Source organism: Ahrensia marina (assembly GCF_001293565.1).
GTDB lineage: Bacteria > Pseudomonadota > Alphaproteobacteria > Rhizobiales > Rhizobiaceae > Ahrensia > Ahrensia marina.
In genome coordinates, this window is the sequence record NZ_JXMU01000029.1 from 1 (window position 1) to 16,809 (window position 16,809).

Here is a 16,809-nt window from a genome sequence, read left to right on the forward strand (position 1 = left end):
TCGCCGCAACTTTGATTGCTTCTACATCTGCATTTGCTGCTAACAGCTCTTACTCAGACGGTAACGGCACATATCTGCAGCACGACAGCAACCTTGATATGGAAGCAACAGCATCAATCGGCACTGACGTCATCGACACAAACGCCGTCTTTACATCAACTGAATATGTAAATGGCCGTGACGCAACTATTAAGTACACCCTAGGTGCTGACGGCGAACGTAACATTATCTCTAAATCATTCCGTTCTAGCGGTCGTTAATATCCACCCCCAAGAGCCCGGGGCACTGCAATGCCCCGGACCCTCCCTGACTATCCCAACCTAAATAACAAAAGGCGTTTATACGCCAACGAAGGAACACATTATGAAAACTCTTGCACTTACACTCGCCGCAACCTTGATTGCCTCTACATCTGCCTTTGCTGCAAACAGCTCATTTTCTAATGGCGATGGCTCTTACCTGCAAAATGGTGGCAACTTAGACATGGAAGCAACTGCATCCATCGGTACTGCTGCCGCGATCGACACAAACCACATTTTCACAGTCGATGAAGTTGTTCATGGCCGCGATGCAAAAGTGAAATTTACACTCAATGCAGACGGCAGCCGTAACATTATTTCTGAATCATTCCGCTCAAGCGACCGTTAATAACGGCCCCAGTATCCGGGGCACTGCAATGCCCCGGACCTCTGAACATTCCCAACCCAAATTACAATGAAAGCGCTGGTGCGCTTATGAAGGAACATATTATGAAAACTCTTGCACTTACACTCGCCGCAACTTTGATTGCTTCTACATCTGCCTTTGCTGCAAACAGCTCTTACTCAAACGGTGACGGCTCATATCTTCAAAATGGTGGCAACCTTGACCGTGAAGCAACCGCTTCTATCGGAACTGTAGACGTCGTTGACACAAATACAATTTTCTCACGCAACGAGATCATCAATGGCCGCGATGCAACTGTGAAATTTACACTTGGCGCTGATGGCGAACGTAACATCATTTCTAAATCATTCCGCTCAAGCAGCAGATAATTAGACAATTGCCGGCCCCTCGATAATCCCCCTCTCCCAATAGGGAAAACCGGCAAGAGTGAACCAGAGCCTTGCCAAAGCGGGCCGGTTCGGGCGAAGTCATTGGCAGGCCCCTCCTAGTCCTGTGACTTCGCTTTTCAAGCCACCGTTTGGCGTAGCCGACGGTGGCTTCTTTATGAAACGTCACGTTGCACCATGTGCCTCATCCGTGTAAGAACGCCTCAGTTCTAAAAACGAGACGGATATGCTGACGCAAACAAAAGAATCTACCCAAGAGATTGAAAGCCTGATGGCCACGATTGGCCGGAACGCGAAAGCAGCCAGCGGCCCCTTATCGATCGCTTCAGCAGAGCAGAAAAAAACGGCTCTTTTAGCGATGGCAGACGCTGTTCGTAGTGAAACGGGTGCAATTCTGGCAGCGAACAAGCTGGACATGGAAAACGGCGCCAAAGCAGAGCTTTCGCCTGCCATGATGGATCGCCTGAAACTTGACGAAGAGCGCATTAACGCTATCGCCGAAGGCATCTTGTCCATTAGCGAACTGACAGACCCTGTTGGCGAAGTCATCGCCCAGTGGGAGCGCCCGAACGGTTTGAAAATCGAACGCGTGCGCACGCCCCTTGGCGTGATCGGCGTTATTTATGAAAGCCGGCCGAATGTAACGGCTGATGCCGGCGCTCTTTGCTTGAAAGCAGGCAATGCGGTCATCCTGCGCGGCGGCTCGGATTCAGTTCATTCATCCCGTGCCATTCACGCTTGTCTGGTCAGCGGCCTGAAGGCTGCGGGCTTGCCTGAACATGCGGTACAACTTGTTCCGACAACCGACCGCGCCGCTGTTGGTGAATTGCTGAAAGGCCTTGATGGCTGTGTGGACGTGATTGTTCCGCGCGGCGGCAAAAGCCTGGTCGGGCGCGTGCAATCAGAAGCCCGCGTACCTGTGTTTGCGCACCTTGAAGGCATTTGCCACATTTATGTTGACGCTTCCGCTGATCTGCAAATGGCCGTTGATGTTGTCACCAATGCAAAGATGCGCCGTACCGGCATTTGCGGCTCTGTCGAAACACTGCTTGTCGACCGCAAAATTGCCGCCAGCCATCTGGTTCCTGTTCTCAAAAGTCTGACAGAAAAGGGATGCGAAATTCGCGGTGCAGAAGAGGTTTGCATTGCCTACCCCGATGCTGTGCCTGCCACCGATGAGGATTGGTCGACCGAATATCTCGATGCCATTATCTCTGTCAAAATTGTGGACGGTATTAGCGGCGCGATTGAGCATATTCAAAACTACTCATCGGCCCATACAGAAGCTGTCATTGCAGAAGATGAAGAGGTCGTTGCACGCTTCTTCAATGAAGTCGACAGCGCTATTTTGCTGCACAATGCATCAACACAATTCGCTGATGGCGGTGAATTTGGCATGGGCGCCGAAATCGGTATTGCAACAGGAAAAATGCACGCCCGCGGACCGGTCGGGGTCGAACAATTAACATCGTTCAAATACCGTGTGCATGGCACCGGCCAAACCCGAACCTAGACAAGGTGGAGCACGATAAGGACATCGCCGCAGGCGTTGCAGCGCAATATCTGCGTATGCCTTATGTCGAAAAAGGCATGACAGTCGGTCTTTTTGGCGGGTCCTTCAATCCACCCCATGACGGGCACAATCTTGTCGCCGAAATCGCGTTGCGACGGCTTGGCCTGAACCAGCTTTGGTGGATGGTCACGCCCGGCAATCCGCTCAAAGATACGTCCCAATTGCCTAGTCTGGCTGAAAGAATCCAGCTTTCAGAAGAAATCAATGACGACCCGCGCATCAAAGTCACAGGTTTTGAGGCATCATTTGATACCGCCTACACGGCCCAGACATTGGCGATGATCCACCAGCGCAATATCGGCGTGAATTTCGTCTGGATCATGGGCGCTGATAATTTAGCCAGCTTCCACAAATGGCAGGACTGGCAAATCATTGCAAAAACCTTTCCGATCGCCGTGATCGACCGGCCAGGCTCCACATTGTCTTACTTGTCATCGATCATGGCAAAGACGTTTGATTATGCCCGCGTGGATGAAAATGACGCACCGGCTTTAGCGCGCCTTAAGGCGCCCGCATGGACATTTATCCATGGCCCGAGGTCACCGCTTTCTTCAACCGCGATACGCAATAAAACCAAAAACCTGTAACAGGCTGTGACATTGCTTAGATAGATTGCGTCTTGAAACTGTTATACAGGCATGACTATCTTTAGATCATCAGGCAAAACGAATCGCCTGATTTGCACATGTTCCAAAGGAAAGGACCCACTTGAGAACAGCAAACGAGAAGAAGGTTAACCAGCCTTCAGCATCCGAACTCAGCGGCGCTGCCACTGCGCAACGGATTTACGACTTTGTGATGGATAGCTTGGAGTCAAGCAAAGCCATCGACATAATTCCAATCGACATTAAAGGAAAATCCGCTTTGGCGGATCATATGGTTGTCGCGTCGGGCACATCCCACAGGCATGTGAACGCTGTTGCAGACCATTTGCTACGCACTTTAAAGGAGCAGGGCTTGGGCACATCGCGTGTCGAAGGTCTTTCCGGAGCCGATTGGGTCTTGGTAGATGCAGGCGATGTGATCGTGCATATCTTCCGTCCGGAAGTGCGCGAATTCTATCAGCTTGAGAAAATCTGGGCAGAAGACGCAGACACCGTGCATTAAGTCCTTCTTTCCGATAAACCATCGGAAAGGATGAATTTATGCAACTGGTTTTATTTTGTGTTGGCCGATTGAAAAAAGGGCCGGAGCGCGAACTTGTTGAGCGCTATCTGGATCGCTTGGCCAAGACCGGACCGCAATGCGGCCTCAATTTCGGCGGGGTGACCGAAATTGTGGAAAGCCGCGCACAAACAGCCGAACAAAGAAAAGCCGAAGAAAGCGCGCGATGCCGCGAGCTTGTAAGCGATCCCCGCTCTGCTCTGCTTTTGTTTGATGAGCGCGGCAAAGCGCTTGGATCGCGCGATTTTGCAGGAAAAATAGGCGATCTGCGCGATCAGGGCATCCAGACATTGGTGGCTGCCATCGGCGGACCGGACGGACACGAACCGGGCCTTGCCAATGATGCCCATATGGTAGTCGCCTTGGGAAAGCTGACATGGCCGCATCAGGTGGCGCGAATTCTTGTCGCCGAACAGCTTTATCGCGCCAGCGCGATTTTAAACAATCATCCCTACCATCGTGACTAAGGAGGCAAGCACTATATCATATTTGCGCCCCTTTGCACTTTTATCAAAGCGCAAATCATTTATGGTGGGCTGAAAACAGGCTTTGATTCTTGGCAACGGCACTCAATAAATTTTGGGCATGGCGATATTTGCTGGCAGCAATTTTTATTATTGCTGCACCAAGCCTTCACGCGCAGACACTTTTACCCGAAGATATGCCGCCGGAAATCCGCCAGAGCCTTGAAAAATCAACGGCCGAACTAAACGCCATTCTTGACGAGCGCGGTGTTACCCAGCAACGCGCCAAAGAACTGGAAAGCGAAGTCGAAGCAATCCGCAAAGACAAGGCCGCGATCACGGCAGCGCTTATTCAATCTGCAAAAACCGAGAAAAAACTGGCTGCAGATATTTTTCAATTACAGGAAGATTTGCTGGCGCTTGAAGCCCAGAAAGCCGACATTCAAATCGGCCTGTGGGAACGGCGCGGCGCTTTGGCAGAAGTGTTGGCCGCCTTGCAACGCATGGGGCTTAATCCGCCGCCGGCTTTGCTGGTGACACCGGAAGACGCGCTTGGTTCTGTGCGCAGTTCTATTCTTTTAAGCGCCGTTGTGCCGCATATGCGGGCGGAAACCGAAATATTGATCGCCGATATTCAAGAGCTCGACCAGATCACGGGAAGCATCAAATCCGAGCAGGAAAAGCTTAAATCGACGCGTCAGGAGCAGGCCGAAGAACAAAAACGCCTGTCACTCCTTGTAGAAGAAAAAAAGAAACTCGAAGGCCAGACGGCGGCTGAGCTGGCATTGCAGCAACAGCGAATGGCTGAACTGCTTGCGCAAGCCGAAAGCATGGAAAGCTTTATCACATCATTGGAGGATGAGGCCGAGCGCGTAAGGCGGGAAGCGGAAGAAAAATTACGCGCCGAAGAACAGGCCCGCATTGAAGAGGAACAGCGCAAAGAGGCCGAAGCAAAAGCAGCGCGTTTAGCGGCTGAAAAAGCACGCGAAGAGGCCGAGCGTGCCAAGCGCGAGGCGGACAGAGCAAAACAGCTTGCCGCTGAAAAAGCATTGCGCGAAGCAGAAACAGCGCGTCTGGAGGCCGAACGCGAACAGCGTGAAGCACAGTTGCGAATCAGCGAAGCACGCCAACGCGCAGCCGAACTGGCGGCAAAACCAAGCCAGATCGCACCGGCCGCACCCTTCTCGACCCGAGGCGGTCAACTGGCAAAACCTGTATCAGGCCGCACAATTACCGCATTTGGCGATGATGACGGTCTTGGTCAAAGAGCGCAGGGCGATACAATAGAAACCAGCCCCAACGCAATTGTGACTGCACCGGCGGATGGAAAAGTGCTATATGCTGGACCATTCCGTGCCTATGGCAACCTATTGATCATTGATGCGGGAGAAGAGTATCATCTTGTTCTTGCTGGAATGGATAGGATAGACGTTGCACAGGGACAGTTTGTGCTGGAAGGTGAACCGGTAGGCGCAATGGGCCGTATCAGACTTGCCAGCGTGACTGCGGCGGCGACTAAAAATGACAATCCGACGCTCTATATAGAGTTCAGGAAGAATTCAAAACCGATCAACCCGTCACCATGGTGGGAGAAGATCAGTGCGGGAAGGACGTAAATATGCTTCGTAAATTATCTCTGCTGTTTGCCGGCGTGCTCGTTGGTGCGGGAATGACAGCGCTTGTCGCGGGCCAGCCGATGATCAGCGCCAATGCAGCGGGCAATGATACATATAAAAATCTGGCCATTTTTGGCGATATTTTTGAACGTGTGCGCAGCAATTACGTTGAAGAGCCCAATGACTCTGATCTGGTCGAGAATGCCATTAACGGCATGCTGACATCGCTTGATCCGCATTCATCCTATCTTAATGCGGAAGATGCCGCCGAAATGCGCACACAGACCCGCGGTGAGTTTGGCGGCCTTGGTATTGAAGTGACGATGGAAGACGAACTGGTCAAAGTCATCACGCCGATGTTCGAAAGCCCTGCCGAAGAAGCAGGCGTGCTTGCAGGTGACCTGATTTCAAAAATTGACGGTGAAGAAGTCCGCGGACTGACCCTGCAGGATGCCGTTGAGAAAATGCGCGGACCGGTCAACACTCCTATTGTTTTGGAACTTCTGCGTGAAGGTGCAGATGCACCGATTGAAGTCACCATCGTTCGCGAAATCATCACGGTGCAGGCGGTCAAAACCCGCGTCGAAGATGATGTCGCCTATCTGCGCGTCGTTTCCTTCACCGAACAGACCTATGATGATCTTGCCGAAGGCATTGAAAAAATGACCGAGGAAATCGGCGAAGACAAACTCAAGGGCTATGTTCTTGATTTGCGCCTTAACCCGGGCGGTCTTCTTGATCAGGCAATCAACGTATCCGATGCTTTCCTTGAAAAAGGCGTGATCGTATCCACGCGCGGCCGCGATGACCGCGACAGCCGTCGTTTTTCTGCCCGTGCAGGCGATCTGATTAACGGCAAGCCGGTGATCGTTCTGATCAATGGTGGTTCTGCCTCTGCTTCTGAAATCGTTGCCGGTGCCTTGCAGGATCACCGCCGCGCGACAGTTCTGGGTACACAAAGCTTCGGCAAAGGCTCCGTCCAGACGATTATCCCGCTGGGCGAAGGCGGTGCACTGCGTCTGACCACAGCCCTTTATTACACACCGTCCGGCATTTCCATTCAGGGCAAAGGCATTACGCCTGACATCACTGTGGACCAGACGTTGCCGGAAGAGCTTCAGGGCCGTGATTTGTCACGCGGCGAATCTGATTTGCGCGGTCATATTACAGGCGAAAAAGAGGACGAGGAAGGCTCCGGCTCTGTTGCTTATGTGCCGCAAGACCCTAAAGAAGATGATCAGCTAACCTATGCCTTGGAACTGTTGCGCGGTGAACGCACAAACGAAGCGTTTCCGCCGGATCCAAACAAAGCGACATCCAACTGATCTGCGGCGATAGCTGGCATTGCCAAACCAGTGACAAGTTTTAAAGTAAAGGCCACCGACTATGGTGGCCTTTTTGATTCGATTGTAATGCACAAGCAGCCTGAAAGTTATTCTAGAATATGGATGATCTAAACGCCCCGCTTGGCAAAAATCTGCCGCCCAAAAAGGGCGCAACCAAAACACCCCCTTCGCGGTCAGGAAGCAAAGCCTTTCCGGTTCTGTTGGGCGCTATATTTCTCGGCGTTCTAGCACTCAACATTTATACCTTTCTTGAGCAAAACAAAGACACTCAGACACTTGTAGTGCGCCTTCCCGAGCCCGAGCCGGTAGAAGTCGCTGAGGAAAAAGCGGACCCGCAGGCGCAAAAGCCCGATGTTGAAGTCGTCTACGGACAACCTGATGCCAATATTGGGCAAGAGCCCGCCGCACCCGTTGCTGCCGAACGTGAAACAATAACGGAAGTCTCGCCGGGCGGTCCGCGTATCATCACAATACGTGATCCTCAGGTGACAGAGATTGGTCAGCCCGAAGGTGAGCGCCACCTGCCCGTTCAAAACGCACTTGAAGATACAAGCGCCGGCAAATTGCCCCAACGCACTGATGATGGCCGCCGTCCTGTCGATATATATGCGCGCCCATGGTCAAATGCAGGCGGCAAACGCATAGCCATTGTTATTGGCGGCCTTGGTTTGTCACAAACCGGCACACAGCGCGCGCTTGATCAATTGCCGCCTGAAATCACCCTTGCTTTTGCCCCCACAGGCAACAGCCTTGACCGGTGGATGCGTGTTGCACGCAAAAAAGGTCATGAGCTTTTGATGCAGGTGCCAATGGAGCCGTTTAACTATCCGCAGGTCAATCCCGGCCCCCGCACCTTGCGGCTGGCTTCGAGCCCTGAAACCAATCTGGAAAACCTGCAATGGGCGATGGCGCGCATGACCAATTACAGCGGCATCACCAATTATCTGGGCGCCCGCTTTATGAATGACCAGCAGTCAATGGAGAAGGTCATGGAAGAATTGGGCGAACGCGGTCTTTTGTTTTTCAATGACGGCAGTTCCGGCACTGCGGGCAATTTGGCCGCGGACGCTGCCCGCGAACGCGTCCCCTATGCTTCTGGCAACTTGATAATTGACGGCTCGAATTCACCAGATGCCATCCGTGCAAAACTCAAAGCGCTGGAATCGCTGGCCGAAGCGCGCGGCAGTGCAATCGGCTCCGGTTCGGCGCTCGAGCTTACAGTTAAAACAGTAGCCGAATGGGCCAATCAGGCAAAAAAGAACGGTTTTGAAATTGTCGGCATAGCCGCACTTACAAATGATCCCGAACGCCAGCGTTAAAATGATCAGGACAGATGATGGCCAAGAAAAGTAAAAAGCCCATGCGGGCGGAAGACCTTCCCTACCGCCCTTGTGTCGGCGTGATGATCCTCAATAAGGAAGGCCTTGTGTGGGCAGGTCGGCGCATCAAGGAAGGCAATACTGAATATTCCGGCTCGCCATTGTTGTGGCAAATGCCGCAAGGCGGCATCGACAAAGGGGAAACACCTATCGAGGCGGCCGAACGTGAACTTTATGAAGAAACCGGCATGAGCTCTGTCTCCCTGATCGAAGAGGCGCCGCAATGGTACACCTATGATCTGCCTGCCCACATGATCGGCATTGGCCTTAAAGGCAAATTCAGAGGCCAGAAACAACGCTGGTTTGCCTACAGATTTCTCGGCGAAGATAGCGAAGTGCAAATCAATCCGCCACCGGGTGGACATAGCGCCGAATTTGATCAGTGGGCTTGGAAGCCGATGGCCGAATTGCCGGATCTGATTGTGCCTTTCAAGCGCGGCGTCTACGAGAACGTCGTTGCCGCATTTGCACATCTGGCCGGAACAAAACCTTAAATCACGGTCTGCTTGGCAAAATTAAGCGCGAAACCCCGCCATCAGATATTTCTACGACTTTGGTAACGGTTAATGCACTTTAAGAAACTGTGTCAGGTTCGCACAAGCACTGCCATGCCAAATAAGCCGGATTAATAACGGGTTTCAGTTAAGTTCCTTCAAAAAAAGCGCTTTTGGGAAATCAATTATTAACTAAATAAATCTTAGAACAATAAGACCGAAGAGCCCTATTCCGGCTCAGGCATGATGCCATTTTCGCACCCGGATATCCGGAATGTTGATACTCATCCATTCCATTACGGGAACCTTCTATGAGTTCTCCCTCGATTTCTGATAATCAGGCGCAACATACTACTAATATTTCCTCCTCTTTAAGACGCGGCATCTGGACTTTTGCTGGCTTGATTGCGGTGACGCTCGCCGGTACGACCGGTTATGCGGTTTACAGCCAATCACAAAGTGAGAATGGAAGTCAGAACGCACAGCAGCTTACCGATGCGAGAGAACTGGTCTCAGATATCCTCCCGCCGCAAGCCTATGCGATTGAAGCTTATGTAAATGTGCTTGAGGCCAACCGTGGCCGCGCAGATATCGATGCGGTATTGAATGAGTTCCAACAGCGCGAAGCCGAGTATCTGCAGCGTGTGGACCACTGGAAGGCTGCGCAAATTCCAGCCGACATCAAACAGACACTGACAGTAGATGCACCGGCCGCATTACAGGATTTCTGGCAGCAATCAAAAGACACAGTCTTTCCAATCCTTCTTAAAGAAGGCGCGCGCTCCGCTGTCGACACATCAAAGCTTAATGCCGCTTTGATGCAAATCGAGGCATCATTTGGCAATCACAAAGAGTTTGTCTCATCTGCCACTGAGAAAGCCAAACAATATCTGGCAAGCAGCACGGCCTCTGCGCAAACAGTTCCCGGCATGAGCAATTGGACATTTCCAACACTTGCCGGACTTATCGGCCTTATGGTTCTTGGCGCTATCTATTTGTTGAGCCGCAATGTCCTGACGCCTTTGAACAGTATTGCCCGCCATTCCGTCGGCCTTTCAAAGGGCGAAGATCTGGGCGACATTCCTTATACTGAGCGCAATAATGAAATCGGCTCAATCGCGAACGCATTGAAAACGATCAAAAATGCAAACTCGGATTCATTGAAAGCGCAAAACCTGATCAATGAAGAACGCGAGCATTCAACAAAGCTGACAGAAGAAGTCACTAAAGAGCGCGAACAGCGTGATGCGGAAACAGCCAAGGCTGTCAGCCTGATCGGCGCTTCATTAAATCGCATGGCCAAGGGTGATTTCACCGGCTCCGTCGACACACCGTTCACAGGCGAACTGGAAAAACTTCGCACAGACATTAACTCCACCCTTGCGCAAATTTCACAGACTTTCGGCCAGATCGTTCATACGACAGAAAATCTCGGCACCGGCGTTCTTGAAATTGTAACGGCATCCGATGATCTTTCGGTCCGCACGGAACGTCAGGCTGCATCGCTTGAGGAAACATCAGCGACATTAACGCAGATTACCGCAACTGTTAAAAAATCATCTGAAGGCGCAAAACACACCAAGTCTGTGGTTGAAACAGCAAAAGAAGACGCGATGCAGAGCGGCGAAGTCGTTGAAAAAGCGCTTTCCGCCATGAGCGAAATCGAAAAATCAGCCACCGAGATCAACCAGATCATCACTGTTATTGATGAAATCGCCTTCCAGACCAATTTGCTTGCGCTGAACGCCGGCGTTGAAGCGGCGCGTGCGGGCGATGCGGGCAAAGGCTTTGCTGTCGTCGCATCGGAAGTGCGCGCGCTTGCCCAGCGTTCTGCCGAAGCGGCAAAAGAAATCAAAGGTCTGATTTCAAAATCAAGTGAACAAGTACAGGGCGGCTCCCAACTTGTTGGTAAGACAGGCGAAACATTACATCGCATTGCAGGTCAGGTGCTTCAGATCTCCGAAGTTGTCGATCAAATTGTCAGCGGTGCCGATGAACAGTTCCAGTCATTGAACGAACTTAATATCGCTGTCAGCGACCTTGATTCCGGCACTCAGCAAAATGCCGCTATGGCAGAACAGGCAACCGCAGCTTGCCATTCGCTCAAAGCGGAAGCTTCAGAACTGACTGACTTGATCAAAACGTTCAAAATTACCGCAAACACAAATTTTGCGCCACGTTCAACCAAACCCGCAGCGGCAGCCCCTGCTCCAAAACCTGTAGCCGTACCGCCGAAGACAGCGCGTACTGCACCGGCGGCGCCTGCGGCAACAAAAAAACCGACAGCTTCGGTAGAGCCGCGCAAACCGGCGGTTCCTGCCAAACCGGTTGCGATCAATGAAAAAACGAAGCCGCAGCAAACACCGGCGCCTTCACCGGCTAACAGCCTGATTTCAAAAGTCTCCAATGCGTTTGCGCCTAAAACCCAAGGCAATACAGCGCTGCAGGACGACGACTGGACGGAGTTCTAAGATATGACAGATCAAGAAATGGATTTAGGCATTAACCTGGATATGTCCGATCTTTCGCCGGACGCGGATGCAGGCGAGCTTTCAAGCCTGACAATGGATGCAAAACTGTCCGGTGAGAACGTTGAATCTCTCATAAGCGATATTCTGGCATTGCGATACAAGAACTTGCAAATCGATGCGAGTGCGATTGAACAGGCGGACACACCATGTGTTGAGGCCCTGATTGCGGCCGCAAAACAATGGGCGCTGGACGGGTTTTCTCTGACATTTTCATCCGTGTCAGAAAACTTCGCAGCCATACTTTCCACATTAGGTCTGGATCAGTCTGATCTGGAAGCAGGAGAATTACAATGACGACGACAGTACTTGCGGTCGATGATTCACGCACGATGCGCCAGATGCTGGAGCATTGTCTGAAAGGTGCCGGCTTCGATGTGGTTTTGGCAGAAGACGGCGCAGATGGCCTTGAAAAGCTGGCAGCCAACGAGCCTAAAGTCATCATTACCGATATTAACATGCCTGTTATGGATGGCTTCGAGTTCATTGAAGCCGTGCGCGGCGGTGACAGCAAATCCCGTTTGCCAATTCTTGTGCTGACCACGGAAAGCGACGCGGCCAAAAAAGAGCGTGCCCGTAATGCCGGCGCTACCGGCTGGATCGTTAAACCATTTGATCCGGAAAAACTCATTGGCGCTGTCAAACGGGTTATGCCGTAAGGGGAACGACACATGAATATGGATGCAATCAAAGACACCTATTTTGCCGAATGTGGCGACCAGCTTGCCGAGCTGGAATCGGGCCTATTCGACATGTCGAGCGGTGACACTGATCCGGAAATTATCAACTCTGTTTTCCGCGCTGTTCACTCGATCAAGGGTGGCGCGGGCGCGTTTGCGCTTGATGATCTGGTTAATTTTGCTCACGTTTTTGAAAATGCATTGGATGTGATCCGTTCGGACAATTCACAGTCCAGCCCTGAACGTATTGATCTGCTTTTACGCTGCGCCGATGTTTTGAACGATATCGTCACTGTTGCGCGTGATGGCGGCGACAAAATCGACTGCGAAGAAATTACAAAGGCCCTCGAGAACGAATTCAATCTTGAGGAAGAGGACGAAAACGCCGAAGAGGCCGTCTTTGATGCCGTGCCAATCTCCCTTGATGCATTTGATTTTGATGATTTTGGCACACCGCCAAAAGCGTTTCAGATTGCATTTGCACCGCAAAATGAACTTTATTTGCACGGCCACGATCCGCAGCGCATTTTCCGCGAACTTGGCGAGCTGGGCACATGCACAGCCAAAGCGGACACAAGTAAAATCCCAGCTTTGGACGGTTATGACCCCAAAGTCACAAACTTATCTTGGAACCTGACGTTGGAGGCTGATGCCAATCTTTCCGATGTTAAAGCGCCATTTGAATGGGTCGAAGACTTCTGCACACTTGAGATTGAGGAGCCGGAAGAGGCACCTCTCGAAGGCGGCGATGATATCAGCGACTTCCTTGGCGGTTTAGACGCCGGTGATGATGTCGATACATCCGCATTTGATGATGGCGACAGCTTGGGCGCGCCGGTGGATGTTTCAGAAGAAAGCGAAGAAGCTGCGCCATCGCTTGAAGTTGTGGAGACAAAAGCGGCGCCACCTGCTGAAGCAGGTAAGGAGCGTCAGGCAGCATCCAAGCCTATCCGCGTCGATTCGGCCAAGGTTGACCGTTTGATCAATCTGATGGGCGAAATGGTGATCAGCCAGTCTATGCTGACCATGCAGATCAACGATGCCGGCTTTACATCCGGCACACCAGCAGGCCTTGCGCTTGTCGAACTGCAAAACCTCACACGTGACATTCAATCCAGCGTCATGGCCATTCGCGCCCAGCCAATTAAACCGGTATTTATGCGCATGTCCCGCGTTGTGCGTGAAGTTGCGAGCGCCACCGGCAAAAAAGCAAATCTGGTGCTTGAGGGCGAATCAACCGAAGTTGATACAACCGTTATCGAAGGTCTGTCCGATCCCCTCACCCATATGATCCGAAACTCCGTTGACCACGGTATTGAGAGCGCCGAAAAGCGCCTCGCCGCAGGTAAACCGGAGGTAGGAGAAATTAGACTGTCCGCTTCCCATAGCTCAGGCAGCATCGTGATTGAAATCCGCGACGACGGCGCAGGTATCAACCGGCCTAAAGTGCTTGAGATCGCACGCAAAAAAGGCATTGTCTCACCGGATGCAAAACTATCCGATGATGAAATCGACAATCTGATTTTTGCGCCGGGCTTTTCGACATCTGATGAAATTACCGATGTTTCCGGCCGCGGCGTGGGCATGGATGTTGTACGCCAGTCCATTCAGGGCTTGGGTGGCCGTGTTCTGATTTCATCCGAACCCGGCAAGGGTTCACACTTTACCCTGCACCTGCCGCTAACACTGGCGATCCTTGACGGCATGCTGGTTAAAACATCCGAACAGATTTTGGTTCTGCCGGTCACATCTGTCATCGAAACCATCATGTTCAACAAGGACGATGTGTTTGTGATCGGTGAAGGAAACCGTGTTTTGAAACTGCGCGGCCAATTGGTACCGCTGATTGATATCGGCAACACGCTTGGCTTTAGCGAGAAAACTACAGACTGGGACAACGCCACGATCGTTGTGGTGGAATCGCGTAAAAATGAAATGAGCGCGCTGGTAGTCGATTCAATTGTCGGACAACAGCAGGTCGTCATTAAAAGCATGGAAAGCAACTACAAACGCATTCCAAGCATTGCTGCGGCAACCATCCTCGGCAGTGGCCGCATTGCCCTGATCCTTGACGTTGATGATATCGTCAGCCGCGGAGCAAAAGAAATCACGGCCCAGCCGTCACCAAAACTTGAGAAAATCGCCTAGAGGAAACTGATATGTCCGATGTAAACACCAATCATGAAGAGTTCATCGTCTTTCGCGTAGGCGAACAGGAATTCTGTGTAGAAATCACATCCACGCGTGAGATCCGCGGCTGGACCCCGTCAACCGTTCTGCCGCATTCGCCGGATTATCTGCTCGGCGTTATCAATTTGCGCGGCACAATTTTGCCGATTGTTGATCTGGCAAAACGTCTTGGCCTCCACTCGGAAGGTCCGACCGAACGTCACGTTGTTATCGTGGTTCAGGTCAAAGACAAGATGGTTGGCCTGCTGGTAAACTCCGTTTCCGACATTCTTGAAGTTAAAGCAGAAGATCTACGTGACGTACCTGATCTTGATAATCAGGCGTCAGCAGAGTTTTTCGGCCGTGTTGTCGTTCTGGAAGAGCGTATCATTTGCGAAGTCCGACTGGACCGGCTTGTGCCGGATGAAGTGGAACTCGCAGCATGAACGCAGCCCAAGAGCTGGCAACAGGCAATCCAAATGCCTTTGCAAGTCCGGAGCTTAGTGTCGCGGATTTTGCAAAAATTGCAAAGATCGTTCAGGATCTCAGCGGCATTCAACTTAGCGAACGCAAATTGGGGCTGGTCAAATCCCGCCTCCAGAAGCGCCTGCGCCTGAAAAAGCTGTCTGATTTCGGTGCCTACATAAATCTGGTTCAATCGCCGGAAGGTCAAGATGAGCTGGAAGAGCTTATCTGCGCGATTTCGACAAATGTGACCGGTTTCAACCGCGAGCCGCATCATTTCGTGCACTTTCGCGAGCATTTGGTCGAAAAACTCATCAAGAAGCTCACGAATGGTGAATCTGTACGCATATGGTCGGCCGGCTGCTCAAATGGCAGCGAAGCCCACACCATCGCTTGCTGCATGCTCGACGCTTTTCCCAAAGCCGCCAATTACGATTTCCGGATTCTGGCAACCGATATCGACAAGTATTCCCTCGATGTAGGTCGCGGCGGCCTTTATGGTGCCGATATGGTATCGAAGATGCCAAGCGACATGCTGGCAAAATGGTTCAAGACGGTGGACGGTGCTTATCAGCTTGCCCAGGCGCCGCGTGATCTGGTTTCCTTCAAATATCTCAACCTGATGAACACATGGCCGCTAAAACGCAAATATGATGCGATTTTCTGCCGAAACGTACTGATCTACTTTTCTCATGAAGATCAGGAAAAACTGTTCAACAAATTCGCAGATCATCTCGTACCCGAAGGCCAGTTTTTTATCGGTCATTCCGAACGCGTCATTGGCACAGCCACGGATAAATTCAAATCCATTGGTTCAACGACTTACGAACGCACAATGCGGGGCGCGAACTAATGGCCGTTAAAGTACTTATCATTGATGATTCAAAATCAATGCAGCGTTTGTTGGCCGCAATTCTGTCCGACGATCCGATGATCAATGTGATCGGCATGGCATCCGACCCTTATGAAGCGCGAACCATGATCAAGGAATTGAACCCTGATGTTCTGACCCTTGATATTGAAATGCCGAAAATGGACGGGTTGCAATTTTTAGCCAAGGTCATGGCGCTGCGTCCGATGCCGGTTGTCATGATTTCCAGCCATACAGGCAGAGGGACAGAATTGTCCCTTGAAGCGCTGTCACAAGGCGCATTTTGTTGTCTGCCAAAACCACGCATTGACGATGAAGCAGCACTTCGCGAAATTTGCGCAATGGTAAAGTCAGCCGCCCAATCTAGCGCTTCGATTACACGTAATGCGAAGCAGCCAAGCACCGCGGCGACAGCCACTAAGCGGTCACGGTCCGCAAACATGCCGGAAGTTATCGCAATCGGTTCATCTACCGGAGGCGTTGAAGCGCTTACAACACTGTTTACGACATTTCCGGCAGATTGCCCGCCGACAGTTGTAACGCAGCATATGCCTGCCTCATTTACCAAGAGCTTTGCAGAGCGCCTTAACAAGATCTGCAAACCCACAGTAAGTGAAGCAAGCAATCTGACAGCACTTGAACCTGGACATATCTATATTGCGCCGGGCGCTGTGGGGCATACAAAAATCATTAAAACTGATAAAATGCGTACACGCGTTAGTCCGGGTGAGCCGGTTGAGGGACATATGCCCTCTGTCAATGTTTTATTCGATTCGCTCGCGGAAACCGGGTGTAAAAATATCTGCTCTGCTATTCTCACCGGTATGGGCAGTGATGGTGCAAGCGGTCTTTTACGCCTGAAACAAGCAGGCGCAAAGACAATCGCACAAGACGAACGAACCAGTCTCGTTTACGGCATGCCAAAAGCGGCGCACATGCTGGGGGCAGCGAGTCATGTACTACCAATAACAAAAATAGCAGACGCATTACTCAGCTACTGAGTGATAA

18 protein-coding genes are annotated in these 16,809 nt (G+C 51.5%); all 18 read left to right on the forward strand.

Annotated elements, in window-relative coordinates; translation table 11 throughout:
* Positions 1–260, forward strand: a 260-nt coding sequence (locus SU32_RS17340) for a hypothetical protein (protein ID WP_054000273.1), incomplete at its 5' end; no start/stop codon positions are given.
* 103 nt (positions 261–363) lie between these two features.
* Positions 364–648: a hypothetical protein gene (locus SU32_RS15420; protein WP_054000274.1), complete on the forward strand. Its 285-nt coding sequence runs from the start codon at positions 364–366 to the stop codon at positions 646–648.
* A gap of 101 nt (positions 649–749) precedes the next feature.
* On the forward strand, positions 750–1,034 hold the full coding sequence (locus tag SU32_RS15425; RefSeq protein WP_054000275.1) for a hypothetical protein: 285 nt from the start codon (positions 750–752) through the stop codon (positions 1,032–1,034).
* Positions 1,035–1,278: 244 nt separating this feature from the next.
* Entirely contained in the window at positions 1,279–2,565 is a 1,287-nt protein-coding gene (locus SU32_RS15430) for a glutamate-5-semialdehyde dehydrogenase (protein ID WP_054000276.1), read from the forward strand.
* 56 nt (positions 2,566–2,621) lie between these two features.
* Complete coding sequence (locus SU32_RS15435) at positions 2,622–3,212, forward strand: nicotinate-nucleotide adenylyltransferase (RefSeq protein WP_211097792.1); 591 nt, start codon at positions 2,622–2,624, stop codon at positions 3,210–3,212.
* Positions 3,213–3,333: 121 nt separating this feature from the next.
* Positions 3,334–3,732 carry a ribosome silencing factor gene (gene rsfS / locus SU32_RS15440; RefSeq protein ID WP_144421171.1) on the forward strand — a complete coding sequence of 133 codons (399 nt, stop codon included), beginning with the start codon at positions 3,334–3,336 and terminating at the stop codon, positions 3,730–3,732.
* A 38-nt stretch (positions 3,733–3,770) separates the two neighbouring features.
* Positions 3,771–4,256: a 23S rRNA (pseudouridine(1915)-N(3))-methyltransferase RlmH gene (gene rlmH / locus SU32_RS15445; protein ID WP_054000278.1), complete on the forward strand. Its 486-nt coding sequence runs from the start codon at positions 3,771–3,773 to the stop codon at positions 4,254–4,256.
* Positions 4,257–4,345: 89 nt separating this feature from the next.
* Positions 4,346–5,869 (forward strand): murein hydrolase activator EnvC family protein, encoded by a 1,524-nt coding sequence (locus SU32_RS15450; RefSeq protein ID WP_054000279.1) that lies wholly within the window; start codon positions 4,346–4,348, stop codon positions 5,867–5,869.
* A 2-nt stretch (positions 5,870–5,871) separates the two neighbouring features.
* The gene (locus SU32_RS15455) at positions 5,872–7,194 is read left to right on the forward strand and encodes a S41 family peptidase (protein WP_054000280.1); all 1,323 of its coding nucleotides are present in this window, start codon (positions 5,872–5,874) and stop codon (positions 7,192–7,194) included.
* Between the two features lie 119 nt (positions 7,195–7,313).
* Positions 7,314–8,534 (forward strand): divergent polysaccharide deacetylase family protein, encoded by a 1,221-nt coding sequence (locus tag SU32_RS15460; RefSeq protein ID WP_054000281.1) that lies wholly within the window; start codon positions 7,314–7,316, stop codon positions 8,532–8,534.
* 17 nt (positions 8,535–8,551) lie between these two features.
* Positions 8,552–9,088 carry an RNA pyrophosphohydrolase gene (locus tag SU32_RS15465; protein WP_054000316.1) on the forward strand — a complete coding sequence of 179 codons (537 nt, stop codon included), beginning with the start codon at positions 8,552–8,554 and terminating at the stop codon, positions 9,086–9,088.
* A gap of 311 nt (positions 9,089–9,399) precedes the next feature.
* A complete protein-coding gene (locus SU32_RS15470; RefSeq protein ID WP_054000282.1) occupies positions 9,400–11,559 on the forward strand; it encodes a methyl-accepting chemotaxis protein in 2,160 nt (719 codons plus the stop codon).
* Between the two features lie 3 nt (positions 11,560–11,562).
* Entirely contained in the window at positions 11,563–11,913 is a 351-nt protein-coding gene (locus SU32_RS15475; protein ID WP_054000283.1) for an STAS domain-containing protein, read from the forward strand.
* Positions 11,910–12,275 (forward strand): response regulator, encoded by a 366-nt coding sequence (locus SU32_RS15480; protein WP_054000284.1) that lies wholly within the window; start codon positions 11,910–11,912, stop codon positions 12,273–12,275. The genes SU32_RS15475 and SU32_RS15480 overlap by 4 nt, the downstream gene beginning before the upstream one ends.
* A gap of 12 nt (positions 12,276–12,287) precedes the next feature.
* Positions 12,288–14,444 carry a chemotaxis protein CheA gene (locus tag SU32_RS15485; RefSeq protein WP_054000285.1) on the forward strand — a complete coding sequence of 719 codons (2,157 nt, stop codon included), beginning with the start codon at positions 12,288–12,290 and terminating at the stop codon, positions 14,442–14,444.
* An 11-nt stretch (positions 14,445–14,455) separates the two neighbouring features.
* On the forward strand, positions 14,456–14,911 hold the full coding sequence (locus SU32_RS15490) for a chemotaxis protein CheW (RefSeq protein ID WP_054000286.1): 456 nt from the start codon (positions 14,456–14,458) through the stop codon (positions 14,909–14,911).
* Positions 14,908–15,783: a CheR family methyltransferase gene (locus SU32_RS15495; RefSeq protein WP_054000287.1), complete on the forward strand. Its 876-nt coding sequence runs from the start codon at positions 14,908–14,910 to the stop codon at positions 15,781–15,783. The genes SU32_RS15490 and SU32_RS15495 overlap by 4 nt, the downstream gene beginning before the upstream one ends.
* Entirely contained in the window at positions 15,783–16,802 is a 1,020-nt protein-coding gene (locus tag SU32_RS15500) for a protein-glutamate methylesterase/protein-glutamine glutaminase (protein WP_054000288.1), read from the forward strand. The genes SU32_RS15495 and SU32_RS15500 overlap by 1 nt, the downstream gene beginning before the upstream one ends.
* The last annotated feature ends 7 nt before the right edge of the window (positions 16,803–16,809 follow it).